Origin of the sequence: Vreelandella glaciei (genome assembly GCF_013415125.1) — a bacterium.
In the GTDB taxonomy this organism is placed as follows: Bacteria; Pseudomonadota; Gammaproteobacteria; order Pseudomonadales; family Halomonadaceae; genus Vreelandella; species Vreelandella glaciei.
Genome location: NZ_JACCDE010000052.1, coordinates 1 through 19,137, shown reverse-complemented (window position 1 = coordinate 19,137; position 19,137 = coordinate 1). Strand labels below are relative to the sequence as shown.

Annotated in this window: 25 protein-coding genes; 3 read left to right on the top strand and 22 right to left on the bottom strand. The window is 52.5% G+C overall.

Annotated features, from left to right (window positions below; genetic code table 11):
• Nucleotides 1-539: 539 nt before the first annotated feature.
• The 7 genes from HZS80_RS22300 to HZS80_RS22270 form a co-directional block, all read right to left on the bottom strand.
• Nucleotides 540-950, bottom strand: a complete 411-nt coding sequence (locus HZS80_RS22300) for a c-type cytochrome (RefSeq protein WP_228169059.1) — start codon at nucleotides 948-950, stop codon at nucleotides 540-542.
• Nucleotides 951-1,002: 52 nt separating this feature from the next.
• Complete coding sequence (locus tag HZS80_RS22295) at nucleotides 1,003-1,869, bottom strand: WD40/YVTN/BNR-like repeat-containing protein (RefSeq protein WP_044630812.1); 867 nt, start codon at nucleotides 1,867-1,869, stop codon at nucleotides 1,003-1,005.
• Nucleotides 1,870-1,892: 23 nt separating this feature from the next.
• Nucleotides 1,893-2,636, bottom strand: a complete 744-nt coding sequence (locus HZS80_RS22290; RefSeq protein ID WP_179917352.1) for a cytochrome c biogenesis CcdA family protein — start codon at nucleotides 2,634-2,636, stop codon at nucleotides 1,893-1,895.
• A gap of 16 nt (nucleotides 2,637-2,652) precedes the next feature.
• Nucleotides 2,653-3,036, bottom strand: a complete 384-nt coding sequence (locus tag HZS80_RS22285) for a hypothetical protein (RefSeq protein ID WP_035562993.1) — start codon at nucleotides 3,034-3,036, stop codon at nucleotides 2,653-2,655.
• A gap of 12 nt (nucleotides 3,037-3,048) precedes the next feature.
• Nucleotides 3,049-3,597, bottom strand: coding sequence for a TlpA family protein disulfide reductase (locus tag HZS80_RS22280; protein WP_045812314.1), 549 nt, complete (start codon nucleotides 3,595-3,597; stop codon nucleotides 3,049-3,051).
• 14 nt (nucleotides 3,598-3,611) lie between these two features.
• Nucleotides 3,612-4,052, bottom strand: coding sequence for a DUF411 domain-containing protein (locus tag HZS80_RS22275; protein WP_035562995.1), 441 nt, complete (start codon nucleotides 4,050-4,052; stop codon nucleotides 3,612-3,614).
• A gap of 100 nt (nucleotides 4,053-4,152) precedes the next feature.
• Nucleotides 4,153-4,389 (bottom strand): hypothetical protein, encoded by a 237-nt coding sequence (locus HZS80_RS22270; protein WP_035562998.1) that lies wholly within the window; start codon nucleotides 4,387-4,389, stop codon nucleotides 4,153-4,155.
• A 246-nt stretch (nucleotides 4,390-4,635) separates the two neighbouring features.
• Here HZS80_RS22270 and HZS80_RS22265 point away from each other — a divergent pair, with 246 nt between their 5' ends.
• On the top strand, nucleotides 4,636-5,061 hold the full coding sequence (locus HZS80_RS22265; protein WP_035563000.1) for a MerR family transcriptional regulator: 426 nt from the start codon (nucleotides 4,636-4,638) through the stop codon (nucleotides 5,059-5,061).
• On the opposite strand, the gene HZS80_RS22260 is transcribed toward HZS80_RS22265, so the two are convergent.
• The 10 genes from HZS80_RS22260 to HZS80_RS22220 form a co-directional block, all read right to left on the bottom strand.
• A complete protein-coding gene (locus HZS80_RS22260; RefSeq protein ID WP_035563003.1) occupies nucleotides 5,058-5,792 on the bottom strand; it encodes a sulfite exporter TauE/SafE family protein in 735 nt (244 codons plus the stop codon). The genes HZS80_RS22265 and HZS80_RS22260 overlap by 4 nt on opposite strands.
• Nucleotides 5,793-6,335 carry a protein-disulfide reductase DsbD domain-containing protein gene (locus HZS80_RS22255; protein WP_022522186.1) on the bottom strand — a complete coding sequence of 181 codons (543 nt, stop codon included), beginning with the start codon at nucleotides 6,333-6,335 and terminating at the stop codon, nucleotides 5,793-5,795.
• On the bottom strand, nucleotides 6,332-7,144 hold the full coding sequence (lgt, locus tag HZS80_RS22250) for a prolipoprotein diacylglyceryl transferase (RefSeq protein ID WP_022522187.1): 813 nt from the start codon (nucleotides 7,142-7,144) through the stop codon (nucleotides 6,332-6,334). The genes HZS80_RS22255 and lgt overlap by 4 nt, the downstream gene beginning before the upstream one ends.
• Nucleotides 7,145-7,212: 68 nt before the next feature.
• Nucleotides 7,213-7,740 carry a DsbE family thiol:disulfide interchange protein gene (locus HZS80_RS22245; RefSeq protein ID WP_053856991.1) on the bottom strand — a complete coding sequence of 176 codons (528 nt, stop codon included), beginning with the start codon at nucleotides 7,738-7,740 and terminating at the stop codon, nucleotides 7,213-7,215.
• Nucleotides 7,741-7,830: 90 nt separating this feature from the next.
• Entirely contained in the window at nucleotides 7,831-8,508 is a 678-nt protein-coding gene (locus HZS80_RS22240; RefSeq protein WP_179917351.1) for a TVP38/TMEM64 family protein, read from the bottom strand.
• A 61-nt stretch (nucleotides 8,509-8,569) separates the two neighbouring features.
• The gene (gene dsbG / locus HZS80_RS22235; RefSeq protein WP_052703842.1) at nucleotides 8,570-9,400 is read right to left on the bottom strand and encodes a thiol:disulfide interchange protein DsbG; all 831 of its coding nucleotides are present in this window, start codon (nucleotides 9,398-9,400) and stop codon (nucleotides 8,570-8,572) included.
• Nucleotides 9,401-9,465: 65 nt separating this feature from the next.
• A complete protein-coding gene (locus HZS80_RS23925; RefSeq protein ID WP_255319124.1) occupies nucleotides 9,466-9,594 on the bottom strand; it encodes a hypothetical protein in 129 nt (42 codons plus the stop codon).
• A 33-nt stretch (nucleotides 9,595-9,627) separates the two neighbouring features.
• Nucleotides 9,628-12,102, bottom strand: a complete 2,475-nt coding sequence (locus HZS80_RS22230) for a heavy metal translocating P-type ATPase (protein WP_179917350.1) — start codon at nucleotides 12,100-12,102, stop codon at nucleotides 9,628-9,630.
• 80 nt (nucleotides 12,103-12,182) lie between these two features.
• A complete protein-coding gene (locus tag HZS80_RS22225; protein ID WP_044630734.1) occupies nucleotides 12,183-12,590 on the bottom strand; it encodes a heavy metal-responsive transcriptional regulator in 408 nt (135 codons plus the stop codon).
• A 71-nt stretch (nucleotides 12,591-12,661) separates the two neighbouring features.
• Complete coding sequence (locus tag HZS80_RS22220) at nucleotides 12,662-13,297, bottom strand: peroxiredoxin (RefSeq protein ID WP_008958491.1); 636 nt, start codon at nucleotides 13,295-13,297, stop codon at nucleotides 12,662-12,664.
• Nucleotides 13,298-13,544: 247 nt separating this feature from the next.
• On the opposite strand from HZS80_RS22220, the gene HZS80_RS22215 reads away from it, so the two are divergent.
• Together HZS80_RS22215 and HZS80_RS24205 are read left to right on the top strand one after the other, a co-directional pair.
• The gene (locus HZS80_RS22215) at nucleotides 13,545-14,267 is read left to right on the top strand and encodes a cytochrome c biogenesis CcdA family protein (protein WP_022522193.1); all 723 of its coding nucleotides are present in this window, start codon (nucleotides 13,545-13,547) and stop codon (nucleotides 14,265-14,267) included.
• A gap of 421 nt (nucleotides 14,268-14,688) precedes the next feature.
• On the top strand, nucleotides 14,689-15,018 hold the full coding sequence (locus HZS80_RS24205; RefSeq protein WP_179917349.1) for a four-helix bundle copper-binding protein: 330 nt from the start codon (nucleotides 14,689-14,691) through the stop codon (nucleotides 15,016-15,018).
• Between the two features lie 143 nt (nucleotides 15,019-15,161).
• On the opposite strand, the gene HZS80_RS22205 is transcribed toward HZS80_RS24205, so the two are convergent.
• The 5 genes from HZS80_RS22205 to HZS80_RS22185 all read right to left on the bottom strand — a co-directional run.
• Nucleotides 15,162-15,413 (bottom strand): hypothetical protein, encoded by a 252-nt coding sequence (locus tag HZS80_RS22205; protein WP_141275942.1) that lies wholly within the window; start codon nucleotides 15,411-15,413, stop codon nucleotides 15,162-15,164.
• A 67-nt stretch (nucleotides 15,414-15,480) separates the two neighbouring features.
• Nucleotides 15,481-16,650, bottom strand: a complete 1,170-nt coding sequence (locus tag HZS80_RS22200) for a DcaP family trimeric outer membrane transporter (protein WP_179917348.1) — start codon at nucleotides 16,648-16,650, stop codon at nucleotides 15,481-15,483.
• A gap of 166 nt (nucleotides 16,651-16,816) precedes the next feature.
• Nucleotides 16,817-17,233: a hypothetical protein gene (locus HZS80_RS22195; protein ID WP_045812317.1), complete on the bottom strand. Its 417-nt coding sequence runs from the start codon at nucleotides 17,231-17,233 to the stop codon at nucleotides 16,817-16,819.
• A 130-nt stretch (nucleotides 17,234-17,363) separates the two neighbouring features.
• Nucleotides 17,364-18,134 (bottom strand): copper resistance protein B, encoded by a 771-nt coding sequence (locus HZS80_RS22190; protein WP_179917347.1) that lies wholly within the window; start codon nucleotides 18,132-18,134, stop codon nucleotides 17,364-17,366.
• 9 nt (nucleotides 18,135-18,143) lie between these two features.
• Nucleotides 18,144-19,137 (bottom strand): multicopper oxidase domain-containing protein (locus HZS80_RS22185; RefSeq protein ID WP_179917346.1); only part of this gene is annotated, 994 nt, incomplete at its 5' end.

The window sequence follows — 19,137 nt, the reverse complement described above, 5'->3', positions numbered from 1 at the left end:
TGGAATTAGCGAAGGAAACATGCACCAGCAGTAGGTGAAGCATCAACCAGATAATCCGATGAGATGCCGGTCTGTCTCACTCTCATGCAAAGGTAAGATCAACCATTTAATCCGCTTACCCGTTGTTTATTAACACTATATTGCTTACCTAACATAATAATCTAACTCCCTTCCACAGCCTTCAGATCAAATATGTGGCGCGACGAAAACTTTATTGTGAAGTGAGCCAGTCGATCTTACTAAGCCTGAAGGCGCCTCAGTCGTTAGGTAATAAGTTTATTTTATATGAAATTTGTTAACTTCCATGTCTCAACATAAACATTTGAGATTCGCTAAAGTGTATATTTATTCGCTGACAATGCGAAGTTGGTTTTCTAAGTAAGGGCTAGCATTCGCCGGGAGCAGGTTTGTCGGAGTTAAAAGGACCAAGAGGTTGTTTTCTACTTAATAACACAAGTGGGCGGTTGAGACGGTAGCTAACAGTGTGGTGACCCATAAGGTGACTAAGAAAATTTGTTATAGGGCATAGACACTATTATTTACTCTGGGGGTATTCCAGTTTGTATTGGAAAGGGGTTCTCAATACTTTCGTCTGCTTGGTGACGCCTTTGCTCTTGTGTCCATAATGTCTTGAGATAATTCACCACATCTCGTATCTCGCTGGGAGCCAAAACTTCCTGATACGCTGGCATCGTTAGCCTATCGGTTTTATTCCAGGAGTCGCGCCAACCCTCGGCAATAATTCGGTAGAGCATGGCATCAGAGTGTTTCCAGGTATGGCCCTCTGGCCCATGTGGTGGAGCAGGTAACTCGCCTAGAGCATTTTGCTCTTCCCAGTTGGGCATGCCTTCGCCTTGTGTACCGTGGCAACTAGCACAGTATTGTCGGTAAACTCTTTTTCCGTCTTCCAGCTGAGGAGTATCGCTTGAAAAAGGACGGTCCTCAGCCATGGCGTGCCCCACAACCATTAGCGTCAGCCATGAGGCAGTGAAAAAACAGTGCTTACGCATCGGGATAAGTCCAGGATTGGCCTTCGTCTTCACTGTGTAGAAGTTCCCCTTTCTGGTTTAAACCATAGAGAGTGTCTTTGGCGGAGAGTGTGAGTGCAACGAGCTCTGTGCCGTCACCAGCTACTTGTTGCCACTCTTGACCACCCGTTTCACTACGCCATAGTCCTTGCTGTGTAACCACATAGACTCGCTTTGGGTTGCCAAGGCTATAAGCCACATCATAGACGCTGCCAGCATCAAGTGCTCCGGTCGGTCTCCAACCGCAAAAGCAGTCCATCGATAGACGCACCGCATCGTCCGATACCCCGTAGAGCCAGCCGGTCTGCATGCTGCCTTCCATGTCAGAGTGGACGAGTCGGTTAATCTTTTGTGAAGGACCACTGTCCATTTTTTTCCAGGTGGTGCCAGCATCCTCGCTTTGGTAGATGCCGTCTTCTTCAATTACCGCATAAAGTGTTTCGTTCTGACGGCGATGTACAGCTAGCGCAGTCACCTCCCGGCTAGGTAGGTTAGCGCTAAGCTCTTGCCAGGTTTCTCCATTGTCGGTGCTACGCTGCACCCCAATTGAGGGGCCTGCGATATAGAGCGCTTGCGGATCAGTGGAGGGGACCGATACCGCGCGCAACTGGCCTTCATTCACGTCTTCGGGCAAGGGAATCGCATTCCAGGTCATGCCTTCATCGGCACGCTGGAATAGTTGGTTAGCCTCAATTTTAAACAGTCGTTTGCCTGTTACGTCATATTGCAGTGCAAGCAACCTTTCTTCAGTTGCCAAGGCCGTAATGGCGCTGCCAAAGCTGACTGCGGCCAAGCCTGTCAGTAAGAAGACACGTAAAAAACGACTCACGATCATGTGCATTTCAATATTTCCTTAAATAACGATTAGCCGATAACACTTAGGGCAGGGAAAGTACGCAATAACCAATATGACAGCTCGGATAGTTTGCCTGTGATCATTAAGCTACCCATCAGGATCATGATCAACCCAGCCGCTATATGTATAAAGCGCCCCCAGCGGCGCAAGAACTGCTGGTGCTTTATGAAGCGATCAAGTGAAAGGGCACTTAGCATGAAGGGCACGCCCAGACCCAAAGAATAAACGCCGAGCAACGCCATGCCGCTCCAGGCGTTGGCCGTGGAAGCGCTGACGGTAAGAATGGCACCCAGAATCGGGCCAATGCAGGGGGTCCAGCCAAATGCAAACGCTAAACCAAGCAGATAAGCCGCACTGCGGCTTCCGCCGACGTCCTTCAGTCGACCCATAAACCGCCATTCTTGATGAAACCAGCGCCATGGCATGAGCCCGGTCATGAAGGCACCAAACAGTATAACGATAAGGCCACCGACTAGGTTTGCTTCTTGGCGATACACCAATAGCAGACGACCAATGGCGGTGGAGCTGGCTCCCAGCAACAAAAAAACGGTTGAAAAACCGAGCACGAACCATATCGACTGGGTTAACACCCGGAGTCGCTCTCGTCTATCCGCCTTCTGTAATTGTCCGAGCGAGCGGCCGGTCATGAAAGAAAGATAGCCAGGCACAAGTGGCAAAACACAGGGTGAAATGAACGAGATCAGGCCTGCCAGAAAGGCAGTGACCAGTCCTATATTGGCTACTTCAAGCATTACCCTTTACCCATGGCTAGGCTTGGAAATTTGATGAGGAATGCTTGATTGACTCGTTTTGATCTACTATTTGGCGAGTGGTGGACGCTGTGCCAGCATTCACTTCTGAAGCGTCTTCTACCCGAGCCTGAACATTGTTAGCGTCGCTTTGCTCGGTCGCTTCACCTTTTTTGTCTTTGCACTTCATCATGCATAGGCCTAATCCGCACATAATGAGACATGGCAATAGGCTCAATAGTATAGGCGCGATGCCCAGCAAAACCAGGTTATCCCAGCCAAAAGCAAGGCCGCCAGCCACTGCCACGCCACCCAGCAACATCAGGCCGCGTTGCCCTGTCAACCGGCCTTGTAGCCCCGATTTTTGTTTTTTCTGTTGGGTTTTGTCGTCACAACAACTCATGGTGCTACCTCATTATCTGGTTGCAATCATTTCGGCAAGAAAGTCGATCATGTCTTGAGTGTTCCACTCGGCTTCCCCCACGAGGCGCCCAATTTCTTTGCCTTGGCGGTCAAGTAGAAGCGTCGTGGGAATACCTACGGCCCCAAGATCTGCGCTAGCCATTCCGGTTTTATCTATATAGGGAGCCAGATGTTCAATGCCTATCTCTTGATAGAATTCATTAACAATCTCGCCCCCCTTACGGTCGATCGATAAGGCGACCACCTCAAAATCATCGCTGCCAAGCTCATCTTGCAGGGCATCTAAAGTGGGCATTTCCTCTCGGCAAGGCCCGCACCATGTTGCCCAGATGTTGAGTAAAATCAGTTTTCCTTCAAAGTCAGCCAACGTGAAAGGGGTACCGTCGCTATCCTCGAAGCTGATTTGTGCCACGTCGTTGGGGGTAGCCCAGAGAAGAAACCCCTGTGGCCCTGAACTTTCTGACGGGGCGGCCATGGCAAGGGATGTGGCAGTCATCAGAAATACAGCTACGAAATGTCCTGTCAGGATGGGGTGTTTCATCGCCGCACTATCCTTTAGTGAGTCGCGTAAATGTCGGGGCTCTCAGTCGATTGCGAGGCGATGGCATAGACTTCCAACGGGCCACGCTTTTCTCCCGACATGCCCGGTGAGCCAAGCGGCATTCCCGGCACACTCAGCCCTATGATAGAGGGCTTTTCATCAAGCACTTGGGTCACGCTCTCAACAGGCACATGCCCTTCGAAGAGATAGTCCCCTACGACCGTGGTATGGCAGCCATGCAGTTCTTCAGGGACGTTATACTCGGCTTTCATTTTAACAAGATCATGGGTGTCGATCGTCTCCACGTCGAAGCCGTTTTGTTCCAAATACTTGGCATATTCGGCACAACACCCGCAATTGGGATTTTTGTAGAGAGTCGCTGATATATCAGCCGCCAATCCCGATACAGGAAAAGCCAGCAAAGACGTAACGGCAAGCGCTTTCCAATGTTTCATATGTTGTGTGTCCGGTTAGATATCAGAGAGGAAGGTCCAAGCGACGCTATCCGCATGATGAAAAGGTTGCTTGCGTACAAGCAACCCTATCCGAGCCGCTTTAAGCGTCGTCGTTCTCATGCTGCATGTTTTCCATCATGGCGTTACATTTTTCCATCATGGACTTCATATCGCCCATCATGTCGTGCATACCCCCTGCTTGCATCATATTGCTATGCATGGCGTTGCCCTCCATCGGCTTCTGTTGATTCTCTTCTTGGGCAAGAAGCGAGCTAGCTCCGAAGCTGCTGGCAGCAACAATGGCAGTAAACAGGATCGCAGTATTACGTTTACGCATGACACTCTCCTCTGTGTGTGAGTCACTCTGCCAAACGCGCTGGTGGTAGGACTTGATTACGGTTTTTTATCCTGTGGCAGAAGTGCTTTTTTAAGATATCCTTAAAGCAGACTTTAATGTCAAGGCCTCATTTTAAATTTCGTTATACAACCTAAATGTTTGTCATGAGCGCTCAGCTGAAGACTTGACCTTTGGGCAGCCTAACGGTTGTAAGCTGGCTACGAATAAACGAATGAGGATAAGCCAATGCGAGTCTCAGAGCTGGCTCAGACGGGAGGAGTAACGGCAGAAACGGTACGCCACTATACAAGGGAAGGGTTATTGCAACCGCACCGCGACCCGCGCAACGGTTATCAACTCTACGATGCAGAGTCCTTGGGGCGCCTACGTTTTATCGATTGCCTGCGTTCGCTGGGTGTTAGTCTTCCAGAGATCAAGCAAATATTATCTTGGGCGGATCAAGGCACTGCAGAGTTTATTGAACCAGTACCACTCGCCACTCAAAGGGGACGTCTTTACTTGCGGGCTCAAGAGTTCCAGGTGATAGCGCGCTGGATAGATAATATGAATCAAGACAAGATGACTGAAAGTTTCAGCCTGAAGGAGCTCATCGAATCGCTTGGATCTAGAAAATCAGACGTCGAGATTAATGATAAGCGAGGTCATCATTAATGGTGCGATGGGGTCATGGCACCGTGCGTATCCACCATCCCTATCATGGATTCCAAATACCAGAGTTGCCAGACGGCAAACGCAATAATTAGCAGCGCTGCTAGCGTACGAGTCGCAGGACTACGTATCCATATTGAGACGCGGCGCGCTGCCACACCGGTCGCTAGGACGGCAGGCAGGGTGCCGAGCCCGAAGGCCCCCATCATCGCGGCGGCACGCAATGGCTCGGCTACGGCCAGACTCCAGGCCAGCATCGAATAGATTAGCCCACAAGGCATCCAGCCCCATAGCGAGCCAAGTGCGAACGCTTGGGGCACTTTTACAACAGGCATCAAGCGACGTCCTATTGGTTCGATGCGGCGCCACAGAACGCGCCCTAGTGCCTCGATACGTAGCAAGCCCTTCCACCAGTTGGCGATATAAAGCGCCATCAGTATCAACATGACCGCCGCCAGGATACGCAATACCAGGGCGAAGCTGTCCAATGCATGGTTGAGCACGGAACCGAGCAGGGCCACCAAGGCACCCGCGATCATGTAGCTGCTGATACGGCCTAAATTATAGCCGAGCAACAGAGCTGCTAAACGGCTAGGTTGTCGCATGCTGGGGGGCACAGCAAAGGTCAGGGCACTCATGATGCCGCCACACATGCCGATACAGTGCGCGCCTCCCAGCAAGCCGAAGACGAAGGCCGCCGCCAGCGGCGGCAGGCTCAGGTCGGCGGGATTCATTTAAGGAGCGCCTTTGGTGCTATCCGCCGTACCAAGGGAGGGGCTGGTGGCGAAGGTCGCCGGAGGGGAGCCGTACGGTGAGATAAGTTCGACCTGTTCGGGTGGATAGCAAAGTCCTTGATCGGAACAGCCCTGAAAGGTCACCACGACGGCCAACGGTCCGATCACGGTCTCGCTCGCCTCGATGGGCGCACTCACCAACACCTGATTGTAGAAAACATTAATGTCCCCCAAAGATGCGTGCGACATTGGCTCACCAGGTGGCAAAGCCAGCTCTCCGAAATTGATACTTCGAGAGAGACTCTCAATCGCAAACTGATGCCGATGAAGGTAATAGTCTTCGGCGACGGTGAAACCGACATAAACCCGATCATCGTCTCGCCAAGCGGTGGTTCGGAAGGCTTCTGTAGCCGGTAGAAAGTCACGTTGCGTCGAACGGTTAAAAGGGGAGCTTTTGTCACCAACCCCAAATATCTCTTCACGTGCCGCTACCGGTGTGACTATAAAGAGTGCCACCATTAGAAAAGCGAAGACTTGTTTCATGAGTTTAACGCCGCCTTTGGCTTATCCACTGGCTGACGTCTGGACCAAGCGACCAGAGCAAAACCCGCTATGAGCATCGGTAGTGTCAACAGCTGCCCCATGGTCAACCAGCCAAAAGCGATGAATCCCAACTGAGGGTCTGGGAGGCGCACGAACTCCACGATGAAGCGAAAGGCTCCGTACAGAAGCAGGAACAACCCAGAGATGAGGCCTCGCTGACGCGGTCGGCGCGATAGCCACCACAGCACGGCAAACAACACGACACCTTCAAGGGCAAACTCGTAGAGAGCCGAAGGATGGCGTGGCTCTGGGCCCAGCTCCATCATGGATGGAAACACCATTGCCCAAGGTACATCACTAACTCTTCCCGGTAACTCGTGATTGATGAAGTTACCGAGGCGACCCGCTCCCAGGCCGATCGGGACTAACGGAGCAATGAAGTCAGTCAGTTGAATAAAAGCCAGTTGATGTTTGCGAGCAAACAGCCAGGCAGCCACTAATACACCGGCAAGGCCGCCATGAAAGCTCATGCCTCCTTCCCAGATTTTTAATAACCAAAGGGGGTTTGCTTGCAGTTGTTCGAGCCCGTAAAACAGCGCATAGCCAAGACGGCCGCCAACGATGATGCCGATGGCGCCGTAGAAGATCAGGTCGCCCATATCATCGTGGCTTAGGCCGAGTCGGTGGGCTCGATGCCGACCCAACCACCAAGCAGCGACTAGCCCGATGACATACATTAAGCCATACCAGTGGATCTGAAGAGGGCCTATGGCGATGGCGATCGGATCAATTTGAGGGTATTGCAACATATACCTTCCTTAACTTAGCGTTACAGATGGAGTCATTAATAAAAAAATAATGCGTTTTCATAACCGTTTTATCGTTTCCACTTCTCGACTTCTTGGATGACTCGCTCAACATCTTCAGACGTTATGTAACCTGTATGTTTGTAACGAATAGTGCCTTCGGTATCGACCAGATAGCTTTCTGGGGCGCCATACACACCTAGCTCAAAACCTAGGTTACCCTCTGGATCAAAGATGTTGACTTCAAAAGGGTTCCCGAACTCGTCAAGAAACTCGAGCCCCTTTGCCTGGGTATCCTTGTAGTTGATCCCAACCAAGCGGACGCCTCGCGCGGCTAAATCCAATAACTGCGGCATTTCATGTTTGCAAGTCGGACACCACTCTCCCCACACATTGACTAATGTCACCTTTCCTTTAAAAAGAGATTCATCAACGAGCCTTGAGGGGTCTTCCAGCGTTGTCAGGCTGAATGGCGGAAACGGCTGAGCTAACAAGGGTGAATCTCTGGCGCTAGGATCCATTGATAAGCCCTGATAAAAGAAAAAGCTCAAACCAAAAAAGCCCAATAGGGGTAAAAATAGCAATGTCCGAAATTTCACGTGTACGTCTCACAGGTAGTAGCGGGTAAGTGCCTGCTGAGCATTGTTAATGCTTACGAAAGTTGATTTAGAGCACTCGGTTGCTATCGGTCATGGCTGTCGAGCCCATAAGCGTTTCGCCAGCAGAGGCAGCAATGTAATGCCACTGATGAGAATCAGCGCGATTGTGAGGCCACGGGAGTCGGCCGTAATCAGCACTTCGCCGAACATGACGATTAGATACGCCGTGGGGATCACGCCGGCCAGTGTGGCGATCAAAAAGCGCCAGAAAGACAGGGGGGTGATACCTGCCGCATAGCTGACGGCATCAAACGAAAGGAAGGGCACCAATCGGGATGCAAAAACGATGAGCATCAAGCCTGTCTGAGAGCGCTCCTTTCCCAGCCAGTTGAGGATGGGCCGCGTACGCGGCCAGCGTTGCATCACTTCATAGCCGAGCAAACGAGCAATGCAGAAAGCGAGCAGAGCACCGGCTTCGGCACCGATAACGACATAGATCGTCCCCCAAACTGGGCCGTAAAGCGCACCAGCCACCATCGCAATTGGGCCACTGGGAATCGGGCTCATGACAATGGCCGCCATCATCATAAAGATGATGGCCAACGGCCCCCAGAAGCCCAGCCTATCAAGCCACTCACTCAAGGCCTGCTTGTCGGTCAAGACCGACAAGGCGCCGGTCTCCATCAGAATCCAATAAAGGGCCGCCAAGCCCATCAATAGAGTGAGCCCCAAAAAGAGCGTTTGCTTTACGCTAAGCTTGGTTGCCATGTGCATCTCAGTGGTCGTGATTGGGGAGACTCGCATCTCAGCCCTGTACCGTTATGGTGTATCATTCAACGCCCAATATTTCGCGAAACTGGTCGGTCGACACTGCGCCATTGATACGCTGAACTTTCCCGGCTTCATCACGGTAGTAGCTGGTCGGCGTTCCCGTAGCACCGGCCTCACGCATGATCTGGGCGTGATTTCTAAGAAGCGCTTGACTCTCCTCCGACGGCTCCACCGGCCTTATGCCGCCATTGCGAAATTCCAGTTCATGAGTTTCGAGAGCACTGGCCGGATTGTCGGCTTCAAGGATTGCAGCAGCTTTGCGAAGACTGTCCTCTGATAGCACGCCGACCAGCACGTGACGAAGCTGTAACACGCCTTGCTCAATGAGCGGGCGCGAATTTTTCCAGAGTGCATTGCAGTAGGGGCAGTTGGGGTCTGTTAGTGTGTACACAATATGCGAAGCATCATCATTCCCCTCCGAGATAAAACGAGTGTTTTCAAACGCACTCCAGGTAGCTTCCAGCATGGGGTCCAGCACCAGAGCCTGAAGCTGGCTTTCCATGACGGCATTGCCCTGGGGGTCGATTAACGTACCAATGACGGCATAGTCGGAAGAGGAAGAAATATAAGCCGCCATAGGCTCATTATCATAAGACAAGGCATAGCCTTGGAGGTCGTCAGGCGCTTCGAAGCTGCCATGGAATGTGAACCCTTGATCCACCAACACGGTAATCGTCTTGGGCAAGGGAGACTCAGTATTAGCGGCACTGCTGGCCTGATGACTCTCATTGGCATCGGTTCCTGCTTCCTGCGCCAACGCAGGCAACGTAATAAGACCTAACAGACCTGCAGCGGCTAGGTAATAAGTAGAATGTAGGATATGCCTCATGAATGCTCTCTTTATCAATTACTGTTTTTCCAAGGGATTAGGTCGATCACATTTACTGGCTGGTTTTAGTGCTTCTTATTAAAAAACAGGTACTTGATAAGCGCAGCAACACCAAGCCCCAGTGCAATAATCAACAAGATCGCTATTAGGCCCATCCCTGCCATACCCCACATGCAGCTTTCACTTCCCATCATTTTGAATTCCTCGTTAACACGACGGTGTTTGGTTTAGGCGCGATGAACAGCATCGTTTGGACGTGGTGTGGCATTGCCGGTATCCGATGTGAAACGGCGTAGCCGCAACGAGTTAGTCAGCACAAAAACACTGGAAACGCTCATGGCCGCCGCCGCCAGCATGGGGCTGAGCAATACGCCGATGAACGGATAGAGCACGCCCGCCGCCACGGGGATTAGTGCTACGTTGTAGCCATAGGCCCAAACGAAATTGCCGATAATGGTCCGGTGGGTACGCTTGGAGAGCGCTGTGGCATTGACGATGCCTCGCAAATCGCCACTCATCAGCACCACATCGCCAGACTCGATGGCGATATCGGTACCAGTACCGATCGCAATGCCCACGTCGGCCTGCGCTAACGCGGGAGCATCATTGATTCCATCTCCCACAAAAGCGACACGCTTGCCCTCCGCTTGGAGACGCCGGATCTCTGCCGCTTTCTGGTCGGGCAGCACCTCGGCGAGAACCTGCTGGATGCCAACCTGTCGGGCGATAGCATCGGCAGTGGCACGGTTATCGCCGGTGAGCATGGCCACTTCCAGCCCTTGCGCTTTGAGTGCTGCGATAGCGTCGGCAGAGCCCTCCTTGAGGGGATCCGCCACCGCGATGACTGCAGCAAGCTGACCGTCTACCGCGGCATAGAGCGGGCTCTTGGCGTTCTCGGCCAACACCTTGGCGCGTGTTTCTGCCTGGCCGAGGTCGATTTCCAGCCGACGCATGTAACGATCAGCCCCTACATGTACCAAGTGGCCGTCGACCTCGGCTTCAATGCCGTAGCCAGGCTCGGCACTAAAGCGACTGACAGGGGGTAATTCCAGCCCACGGGTCTTGGCGCCCTGCACAATAGCCTCAGCGATGGGGTGCTCGCTTTGAGCTTCCACCGCCGCGACCAGTCGCAGCACGTCGTTTTCATGACCGTTAATTGCTTCGAAGTCGGTCAGTTCGGGGCGCCCCTGGGTCAAAGTGCCGGTCTTGTCCAGCACCACCGTATTCATCTTGGCCAGCGTCTCAAGCGCCGCCCCTTTGCGAAATAGCACTCCCATCTCGGCCCCTTTCCCGGTACTGACCATGATGGCCGTTGGGGTAGCCAGGCCCATCGCGCAGGGGCAGGCAATTAGCAGCACGCTAACGGTAGTGACGAAGGCAAAGGACAAAGACGGCGCCGGTCCGAAAGCGAACCAGAGTGCAAAGGTAATCGCGGCAATAACGATGACCACAGGAACAAACACACCAGCAACCTTGTCGGCTAATTGCTGAATGGGGGGCTTCTCCGCTTGGGCCGTTTCCACCATCTTGACGATCTGCGACAAGACGGTGTCGGCACCGACTCGCGTGGCCCGAAAGGTAAGTGCACCGTTCTTGTTGATGGTGCCACCGACGACTTCGGAATCCTTCTGTTTGACGACCGGCACTGGCTCACCGCTGATCATCGACTCATCAACGTAGGAGTGGCCCTCCTCAACGATGCCATCGACTGGAACACGCTCCCCTGGGCGAACCAAAATACGATCGCCCGTGACGACGGCGTCGATAGGCAGCTCGACGGTTTCATCCTCACGGATGACGCGGGCAGTTTTCGCCTGTAATTGCAGAAGCTTCTTGATCGCCTCGGAAGTGCGACCTTTGGCAATGTGTTCAAAATAGCGACCGAGCAGAATTAGCGTCACAATGACCGCTGCCGCTTCGAAATAGCTCACGGCGGTTCCGACGGGGAAGAGCGCGGGCGCCAGCAAGGCGGCGACTGAATAGAAGTAGGCAGCGCTCGAGCCGATCATGACGAGGCTGTTCATGCCCGGATTAAAATGCCGGAGTTCGGCGAAGCCGGCACGATAGAAGCGTGCACCTGCATAAAACTGCACCGGTGTGGCCAATAACCACTCGACGCCCATCCAGCCGCGATGCGGCATTAGACTCGTCAAAAGCGTGTCAAAGGCGGGAATCATTTTCCCCATGGCGATGATGACCACCGGAATCGTGAATATTGCCGCGAGCACGACTCGGCGGCGAAGCTCAGCTCTCTCCCGGTCCTCGCTGTCCGTCGGTGGCGGCGTATCGGTATCCTGTGGTTCATAGCCTGCCTCGCGGATGGCATGCTGAATTCGCGGTAGCGAAACGACTCCCGGCAGGAAACGAACGAAGGCTTTCTGGGTGGCGAGGTTAACACTCACCTCCACTATGCCGGGCAGCTTCGTTAGCGTTCGCTCAATCCGAGAGACACAAGATCCGCAACTCATGCCGGTGACGGGTATGTCGAGGCTTTCTACCACCGGTTGATAGCCCGCCGTTTCAATGGCATTGAGTAGGTTAGCGGTTGCGGTACCTGCTTCGACCTGGATAGCCGCCTTCTGTGTGGCGAGGTTTACTTGAGCGTTGATCACGCCTGGCTGCTGGCTGAGTGCGCGCTCCACACGCCCAACACAGGAAGCACAGGACATACCACGAATCTCGATATCGACGTATTGCGCCATAATGACGATCTCCCTGTTAATTTATCGACGACCCGGTAGGCAAACTTGATTCCCATGTTCGCTATCGAGAAAATGCCCGATCATTCAGTCTGCTCAGCGATAGCTTCAACAATCGGGCAGCCTTCCTGCATAGGCCCTTCGCCTGCACACTCACTCAATGTTTTCGATAATACGGCTTCAATCCGCGTGAGGTGCTTGATCTGCTCGCGCACCTTGTGCAGCTTCTCCCCGGCGATGCGTTTAGCTTGCGCCCGGTCGCCATTAGCATCCTGAAGCATTAGCAGCTCCCGAATCTCTTGCAGCGTGAAGCCCCACTGCTTGGCATGGACGATAAACTGCAACCGATCCACAGCTTCCAGTGGGTAACGCCGATAGTTGGCATCGGTCCTCCTCGGAGGAGGCATAAGTCTCTCTTTTTCGTAGAATCGAATCGCCTGGCTAGCGACCCCGCTTCGTTCGGCAAGCTCGCCGATACTTAGTGTTTGCATAGCGTTACCTCACGACATTATTAATCCAAGCTTCTGGCAGCCTGACTCAACGAATCTACCGGTCGGGGCTCCTATTGCTCCGGTTGGCGCACGACCCTAAGGTAGGGCGTCTTGGTGTTCCAGCCTTCGGGAAAGTGTTGCCTAGCGTCATCATTCGATAGCGATGGCGAGATGATGACATCGTCACCATTTTGCCAGTCAACGGGGGTGGCCACTTTGTGCTTGTCAGTTAGCTGAAGCGAATCGAGAACCCGCAGTATCTCGTCGACATTACGTCCTGTGCTGGGTGGATACGTCAAAGTGAGACGAATTTTCTTGTCAGAATCGATGATGAAGACCGTACGCACCGTCAGTTTGGGGTCGGCTTTGGGATGGATCATTCCATAAAGCTTCGCTACCACCTGATCTTCGTCAGCCAGCAAGGGGTAGTTCAGGGCCGTGCCCTGAGTCTGTTCAATATCCCCCGCCCAGTCGTGGTGAGAGCTGAGGGGATCCACCGAAACCCCAACCAGTTTGGCACCCCGCTGGGTGAATTCGTTCTTTCGCTTGGCAAACGCGCCCAGTTCTGTGGTGCATACTGGCGTAAAATCAGCGGGGTGCGAGAACAGCACCGCCCAGCTGTCGTCAAGCCATTGGTGAAAGTTGACCGTGCCTTGCGTGGATTCGATCGTGAAGTTTGGTGCTGTCTCGCCCAGTTGTAGCGCCATGGAAATGTCCTCATGTCATTCATTGAGTAGCCACCATAACTTTGAAGTCAACTTTAAGGTCAAGCTTGATGTGTAATATTTGCAATTCGATAGGAGACAAATAATTTGTCAATAAAGGTTGACCTTAAAGCAGCTGTAAGCCTTAAAATTCTTACGGCGTTAAAATGGATATGATAGGAGGTAGCACCATGGGATTGGTATCAATACCCTTGTTGGCCGTCTCCATAACTTAAGTTGCGATAACACATTGGAATCTCTCTCTTCCATCGGCTTGGTCGGCGCCTTTATCGGCGGATTGGTCTCCTTCTTCTCGCCCTGCACGCTGCCCCTGTTACCGGCCTACCTGTCGGTGGTCACAGGCGGTAGTGCCGGTAAAGCCGACAGGCGGTTAGAGGCATTGACCCTCAGTGCCTTCTTCGTCTTCGGCTTCAGCATCGTGTTCATCCTACTCGGGCTCGGCGCCAGTAGTATCGGGCAACTGATGCGAGGGTATCGCCAAGAATTCAACTGGGTTGCCGGCTCGGCGGTGATCGTGCTGGGCCTCTTCATGACCGGCGTGTTCCGATTGCCGCTTTTCCAGCGTACCTTTCAGTTCACCCCCAATGTCCAGGGTGGCTCTCCGCTTTCGGCTACTGTGTTCGGGGTATCTTTTGCCATCGGCTGGACGCCCTGTATCGGCCCCATCCTGGGCGCCATCTTGATGGCCACGTCCAATGCTGCTAGTGCCCAGGCTGGAATGATATATCTCAGTGCCTACTCGGCAGGACTGGCGCTACCTTTTCTTGCCAGCACTTTACTGATTAACCGATTCGCTCTGCATCGGCAAAGCCTAGGAAGGTGGAGCGCCTATGCTCGCCCCGTGGCGGGCACGGTTGTGATCCTGATGGGCATCGCCATCGTCTCGGGTACCATGACGCGGCTTTCCAGTATCATGGTCGACCTTTTTCCCTCCCTGGCGACCCTGGGGTAGCCAGGCCGTCAGAGAAGTAGAGATTAATTTTCATACTGACTCCTTAGGAAGCTTATTAGGCTGAGCTAGTCTCCTAAAAGGAGATTATTTTTATAAAGCTTAGAACTTGATTCCTCTCATTATTAATTTAGTTTTCTCACCTACTTACTTTAATTAGGGGCTTCGTGGCGAGCTAACTTCCAGGCGCAGCGAATGCTGCAGTATTTTTTGAAAAAAACATTTATTATAGTAGGCCTTCCTGAATCCTAGCTGAATAATAAAAATCATGGCAAGTAACGCACAGCTACCTGGTTTATCTTTATATTTCGTGAGTAGTTACCTGATTACCTTTCCTTGATTTTTCTTTTAGGTTGTTCTAGCTTTATTATGCCAAGCAAGAGCTATGGTGAATAAAATCTGATTTAATAAATGGAGAATCGAGATGAATTTTGGAAAATATGAGAATTGCATTGAAGCTTGTCACGTATGTGCAGCGTATTGTGACAAGTGTGCAACTGAGTGCCTAAAAGAAGACGACGTAAAAATGATGGCGGAATGTATTCGCCTTAACATGCAATGTGCTCAAATTTGCCGGTTAGCCGCTTCATTCATGGCACAAGAAAGCGAGTTTGCGCACGAGATCTGCCGTCTATGTGCCGACATTTGTAAAAAGTGTGGTGATGAGTGTGCAAAACATGATGCAACCCATTGTCAAGAGTGTGCTCAAGCTTGTCATCGCTGCGCTGAAGAATGTGCCGCAATGGCCAGCTAAGCTTCAAACCAGCCGGGGCAAGCGCTCCGGCTCGACGTGAACTTCTATGGAGAAATTCATTTGCTTTAACTCAGGCTTTCAAATTATTGAGGTAATTATTTTGAAATAAACTCTAGTAGAAGCAAGCCTACTGCGAGCCTCTTTTAAGGAAACACTGCATAAATACGACCGTTGCTGCCTAAGTGCCACCGGCAGGGCAAAATACAGTTTTCCACTACCCGCCAGAGTTCTCGATGAAACAGATCTCGTTTGCTCAGGCTGAGCACCAGAACAATAAGAAGGTCACCCGCCGGGAAGTGTTCCCGACGCGACTGATCTTTCTTATTCAGTTTAGTGACAGTGGTATTGTGGGTCGCCTGTTCGATCAGGCCCCACATGAAGTGACGAAGAACCATAAAAAAGCTTGGGCATACGCCCAAGCAATCGATCAAAACAGCTTCTCTGCTATGCTACTAACTCACCCTAGAAACTATACTGGGCAGCCACCATCATACGGCTCGCATCTTCTTCACGGCCATCGGCCAACTCCGTTTCGAAATAGCCGTACTCAATTCCGTACATCAAGCGTTCGTTGGGAGTCCACATCAGATTAAGAAATGTATTCTTGTTCTTTCTACCTGCATTCCCACCTACGGTAGGGTCGCCCAATTTGACATCGGTATAGCCATGGGACGCGTTCAGTGAATAGTGTGGTGATATTTGATAAGAAAGACCAAGGGCTCCGCTATCGCCAGATAGCGTTTGCAGCTTACCGTTGGTATCGACGTAGGCATCGGCACCGTTGAAGTAATCGCCAGACAGATAGAGGTAACTGTTCGCCCCCTCGCTGGCGTTCACGATCGCTCTCAAGGTCACCGGTCCGGCATGGTAGGCACCTGCGGCGAAGGCCCCATAGCCCATTTCCGTATCCTTCTCGCTGCCGGTATCGTACTTCAGCTGCCGGGCGATGCCGGCGATTGAGTAGGAAAAGTCACCCATACTATCTTCATAGCGCAGGCTCAACGCGGGCATCGATGATACGGCATCGTCATTATCCGGTAGCAAATCATCTTCTGGCACGGAGCCATCGATGTTCTCCGCCAGCTGTGCCTTTGGATCCTCCGCAGCTATCGAGAATCCTCCCATGGTGTAGCGCAACTGGGCTAGGCGCGACCCATAGCCATTGCTTCCCGCCGTGCCGAGGAAATCCAGTGTGGGCGTGGCGGCGACGAAGGTGTTGTAATTCGACCAGGTCTGTCCGGCAAGGATCCCATTCCAGGAACCATAGGCATGCCGTAATCTGAAGCGCGAATTATCATCATTATAGGACCAGAAGTCCCCTTCGATTACGGTGTAAAGCGTGCTCCCCTCGACAGGCGTACTGGTCCGAAAGCCGATACGGCTCTGTGTGGCAGATGCCTGGAACTGATCTCCGACCTTATCTTCCGACCTTTCGATATCTCCAAAGTAACCTTCGTTAGCCGATCCGGCATCTTGATCGAAGCTGTAGGCCATATTGAGCCTAGCGTAACCATACAGCCCCACGGTGGTTTCTCCCACCTGGCTTTCCAGGGCCAGCGCAGAAGTCGTCCCCATTGCCAGGGCCATAGCCGTCAGTCCGCCTAGGGAAGCCTTTTTTTTGTTATTCCACATGATGACACCTTTTTATGAATTGGTTTGTTTTTACGCCGATTGCGGCACTATAAGGTTAGCGAAAATTCCTGAATTAAAGCTGAATTTGTTTGCCGAGATACTAGTTTTTCATAAAAAAGGTCAGCTCATGGCTGACCTTCTTAATTCATGTCAAGACTAAAGGATATCAATAGGCGACATGTAGTTCATAACGGTTACTGTCACTTTGGTTATTACCTCCCAATGAGCTACCACTCACCTCAAGCTGATAATTTCCAGGTTGCAGCTGACGAATAAGTTCGAAGTGCCCCCGTGGGCTGGAAGCTTCTGCTACCTGCTGTCCCGCCTCATTATAAAGAACAGCTGAAATGCGGTTGCCAGTGCTTGTAATGCCCGGAAAATGTTCACTTGTCACTTGGAGGGTAGTCGCTTGTTCAATATTAATATTGAAACGCTTCGAGTGCCCTTGTGCAAGAATCAGCGTAGAAGATACGCCTCTTTCAAGCGTCGGAGCGCCTTGAGAGGTGTTACCTAAGCTAGCCAAGACAGGTGTAGATAGTATAGTTGCTACCGTTGCGCCAAAAATAATTGCTTTAAATTTCATGGTGGTTTACTCCGTTGGTTATTTACAATTTAATAATAACCTTAGAGTATGAATTGAAGCTGAATTTAGTGGTTTTTTAGCAAAAAAAACGCCACCTTCCGGTGGCGCAAGTTATAGAGTGCTTAACGATTTAAAATATTAACCTGACACCTGCCACCACGCCGGTATCTTCGGTATTATTCCCGCCAGCACGAGAAAGGTCAGCGGTATCGCCATACTCTTTTACCCAGTAAGCGCCCACGTAAGGCGCAAAGCGTCTGGTCACTTCGTAGCCCAGGCGCATGCCGACACGCACTGAGTTAAGGCCCTCACCCACACCAAACTCCTTAACTTCGCTGGCAGCTACGGCAATTTCGGTACGCGGCTGTAGGTAGAGCCGCTGAGTCAGGCGCAGATCGTACTCGCTTTCCAGGCTGGCGGAGATATCGCCTTCATCGCTTATCATCAAGTCGAGATCGGTCTCGAAGCGATAGGGGGCGAGCCCCAATAGGCTGATGACGCCGAAATAGCGTTCGGGATAGTCATTCGTAGCGATACCGCCCTGATAACCGATGCCGCCCTGAAGTTCCCAGAAGTCGGCAATCAAACGACTATAAAGCAGGTTGAGGGACTCGAATTCTGCATCTTCGCCATCGCCCTGGACGTTTTCGCCTTCGCCTTCCACGTATAGGCGATTGAAATCACCGCCATACCAGGCCTGGAAATCCCAGACCAAGGCATCCCCCCCCTTGTCGGGCGAAGCATATTCCAAGCGATCGACCAGTACCGTGGTCATCGGGTGCTCCACGACCGGTGACGGCCAGCCGGCCGGGGCGTCATAGCCGTCTTCGGCTTGAGCAGTCGTGGCGGCGGCCATGCCGAGGGCGGCGCTGGCGAGGGTTACGTAGTACTTGGTTTTCATACTGCCTCCTTAAGAAACCTGAACAACGCGGAACATGCCAGCATCCATGTGATAGAGAAGGTGGCAGTGGAACGCCCAACTGCCCTCGGCGTCTGCAGTGATCAGCGCAGACACGCGCTCGCCGGGCTTCACGTTCAAGGTGTGTTTGCGCGGAATCAATTCACCCTGGCCGTTTTCCAGCTCCATCCACATGCCGTGGAGGTGGATAGGATGCTCCATCATGGTGTCGTTAATCAGAATTAGGCGCAGCCGCTCATCTTTCTCAAAATGAATAGGGCCGGTCACTTCGCTAAACTTCTTACCGTCGAACGACCACATATAACGCTCCATATTGCCGGTCAGGTGCAGCTCAAGCTCACGGCCTGGCTCACGGCGATCAGGCCATGGTGTGAACGCTTTGAGATCCCGGTAAACCAATACGCGTCGTTCGTCAGGATCAATGCCGATTCCCGCCTGGTTATAGCGAGAGCCCGGCTGAGCTTCACCGGCGAGAAGCAAACCATTTGCGCCTATTTTGGCCTGCTCGGCTGCCATCCCCCCCATAGTAGAGTGATCCATGCCTTGCATGTTGGACATACCGGAGTGATCCATCCCCGACATGTTGGAGTGATCCATACCGCCCATACCGTGGGCACCCATGGCTTCCATGCCGCGGTCGGCAATTTGGCGGCGCTTGGGAATCTCCGCCTGCATGCCTTCACGCGGGGCTAGCGTGGCGCGAGCGTAGCCACTCCGATCCATGGCTTCGGCGAAGATGGTATAGGCTCGATCATCTTCTGGTGAAACAAGCACATCGTACGTTTCCGCCACGCCAATACGGAACTCATCAACAGGCACGGGTTGCACTGGCTGGCCATCGGCGGCCACCACGGTCATCTTCAGGCCAGGTATACGGACATCGAAGTATGACATGGCCGAACCGTTAATCACGCGTAGCCGTACCCGCTCACCGGCCTTGAACAGCGCGTTCCAGTTTTCCTGGGGGGAGTGGCCGTTGAGCAGG

Bases quoted from the DNA above. Each gene is read 5' to 3' on its own strand.
- HZS80_RS22300 (WP_228169059.1), bottom strand. From the start codon at position 950: ATGGCTGAGGACCGTCCTTTTTCAAGCGATACTCCTCAGCTGGAAGAC.
- HZS80_RS22295 (WP_044630812.1), bottom strand. From the start codon at position 1,869: ATGCACATGATCGTGAGTCGTTTTTTACGTGTCTTCTTACTGACAGGC.
- HZS80_RS22290 (WP_179917352.1), bottom strand. From the start codon at position 2,636: ATGCTTGAAGTAGCCAATATAGGACTGGTCACTGCCTTTCTGGCAGGC.
- HZS80_RS22285 (WP_035562993.1), bottom strand. From the start codon at position 3,036: ATGAGTTGTTGTGACGACAAAACCCAACAGAAAAAACAAAAATCGGGG.
- HZS80_RS22280 (WP_045812314.1), bottom strand. From the start codon at position 3,597: ATGAAACACCCCATCCTGACAGGACATTTCGTAGCTGTATTTCTGATG.
- HZS80_RS22275 (WP_035562995.1), bottom strand. From the start codon at position 4,052: ATGAAACATTGGAAAGCGCTTGCCGTTACGTCTTTGCTGGCTTTTCCT.
- HZS80_RS22270 (WP_035562998.1), bottom strand. From the start codon at position 4,389: ATGCGTAAACGTAATACTGCGATCCTGTTTACTGCCATTGTTGCTGCC.
- HZS80_RS22265 (WP_035563000.1), top strand. From the start codon at position 4,636: ATGCGAGTCTCAGAGCTGGCTCAGACGGGAGGAGTAACGGCAGAAACG.
- HZS80_RS22260 (WP_035563003.1), bottom strand. From the start codon at position 5,792: ATGAATCCCGCCGACCTGAGCCTGCCGCCGCTGGCGGCGGCCTTCGTC.
- HZS80_RS22255 (WP_022522186.1), bottom strand. From the start codon at position 6,335: ATGAAACAAGTCTTCGCTTTTCTAATGGTGGCACTCTTTATAGTCACA.
- lgt (WP_022522187.1), bottom strand. From the start codon at position 7,144: ATGTTGCAATACCCTCAAATTGATCCGATCGCCATCGCCATAGGCCCT.
- HZS80_RS22240 (WP_179917351.1), bottom strand. From the start codon at position 8,508: ATGGCAACCAAGCTTAGCGTAAAGCAAACGCTCTTTTTGGGGCTCACT.
- dsbG (WP_052703842.1), bottom strand. From the start codon at position 9,400: ATGAGGCATATCCTACATTCTACTTATTACCTAGCCGCTGCAGGTCTG.
- HZS80_RS23925 (WP_255319124.1), bottom strand. From the start codon at position 9,594: ATGATGGGAAGTGAAAGCTGCATGTGGGGTATGGCAGGGATGGGCCTA.
- HZS80_RS22230 (WP_179917350.1), bottom strand. From the start codon at position 12,102: ATGGCGCAATACGTCGATATCGAGATTCGTGGTATGTCCTGTGCTTCC.
- HZS80_RS22225 (WP_044630734.1), bottom strand. From the start codon at position 12,590: ATGCAAACACTAAGTATCGGCGAGCTTGCCGAACGAAGCGGGGTCGCT.
- HZS80_RS22220 (WP_008958491.1), bottom strand. From the start codon at position 13,297: ATGGCGCTACAACTGGGCGAGACAGCACCAAACTTCACGATCGAATCC.
- HZS80_RS24205 (WP_179917349.1), top strand. From the start codon at position 14,689: ATGAATTTTGGAAAATATGAGAATTGCATTGAAGCTTGTCACGTATGT.
- HZS80_RS22205 (WP_141275942.1), bottom strand. From the start codon at position 15,413: ATGGTTCTTCGTCACTTCATGTGGGGCCTGATCGAACAGGCGACCCAC.
- HZS80_RS22200 (WP_179917348.1), bottom strand. From the start codon at position 16,650: ATGTGGAATAACAAAAAAAAGGCTTCCCTAGGCGGACTGACGGCTATG.
- HZS80_RS22195 (WP_045812317.1), bottom strand. From the start codon at position 17,233: ATGAAATTTAAAGCAATTATTTTTGGCGCAACGGTAGCAACTATACTA.
- HZS80_RS22190 (WP_179917347.1), bottom strand. From the start codon at position 18,134: ATGAAAACCAAGTACTACGTAACCCTCGCCAGCGCCGCCCTCGGCATG.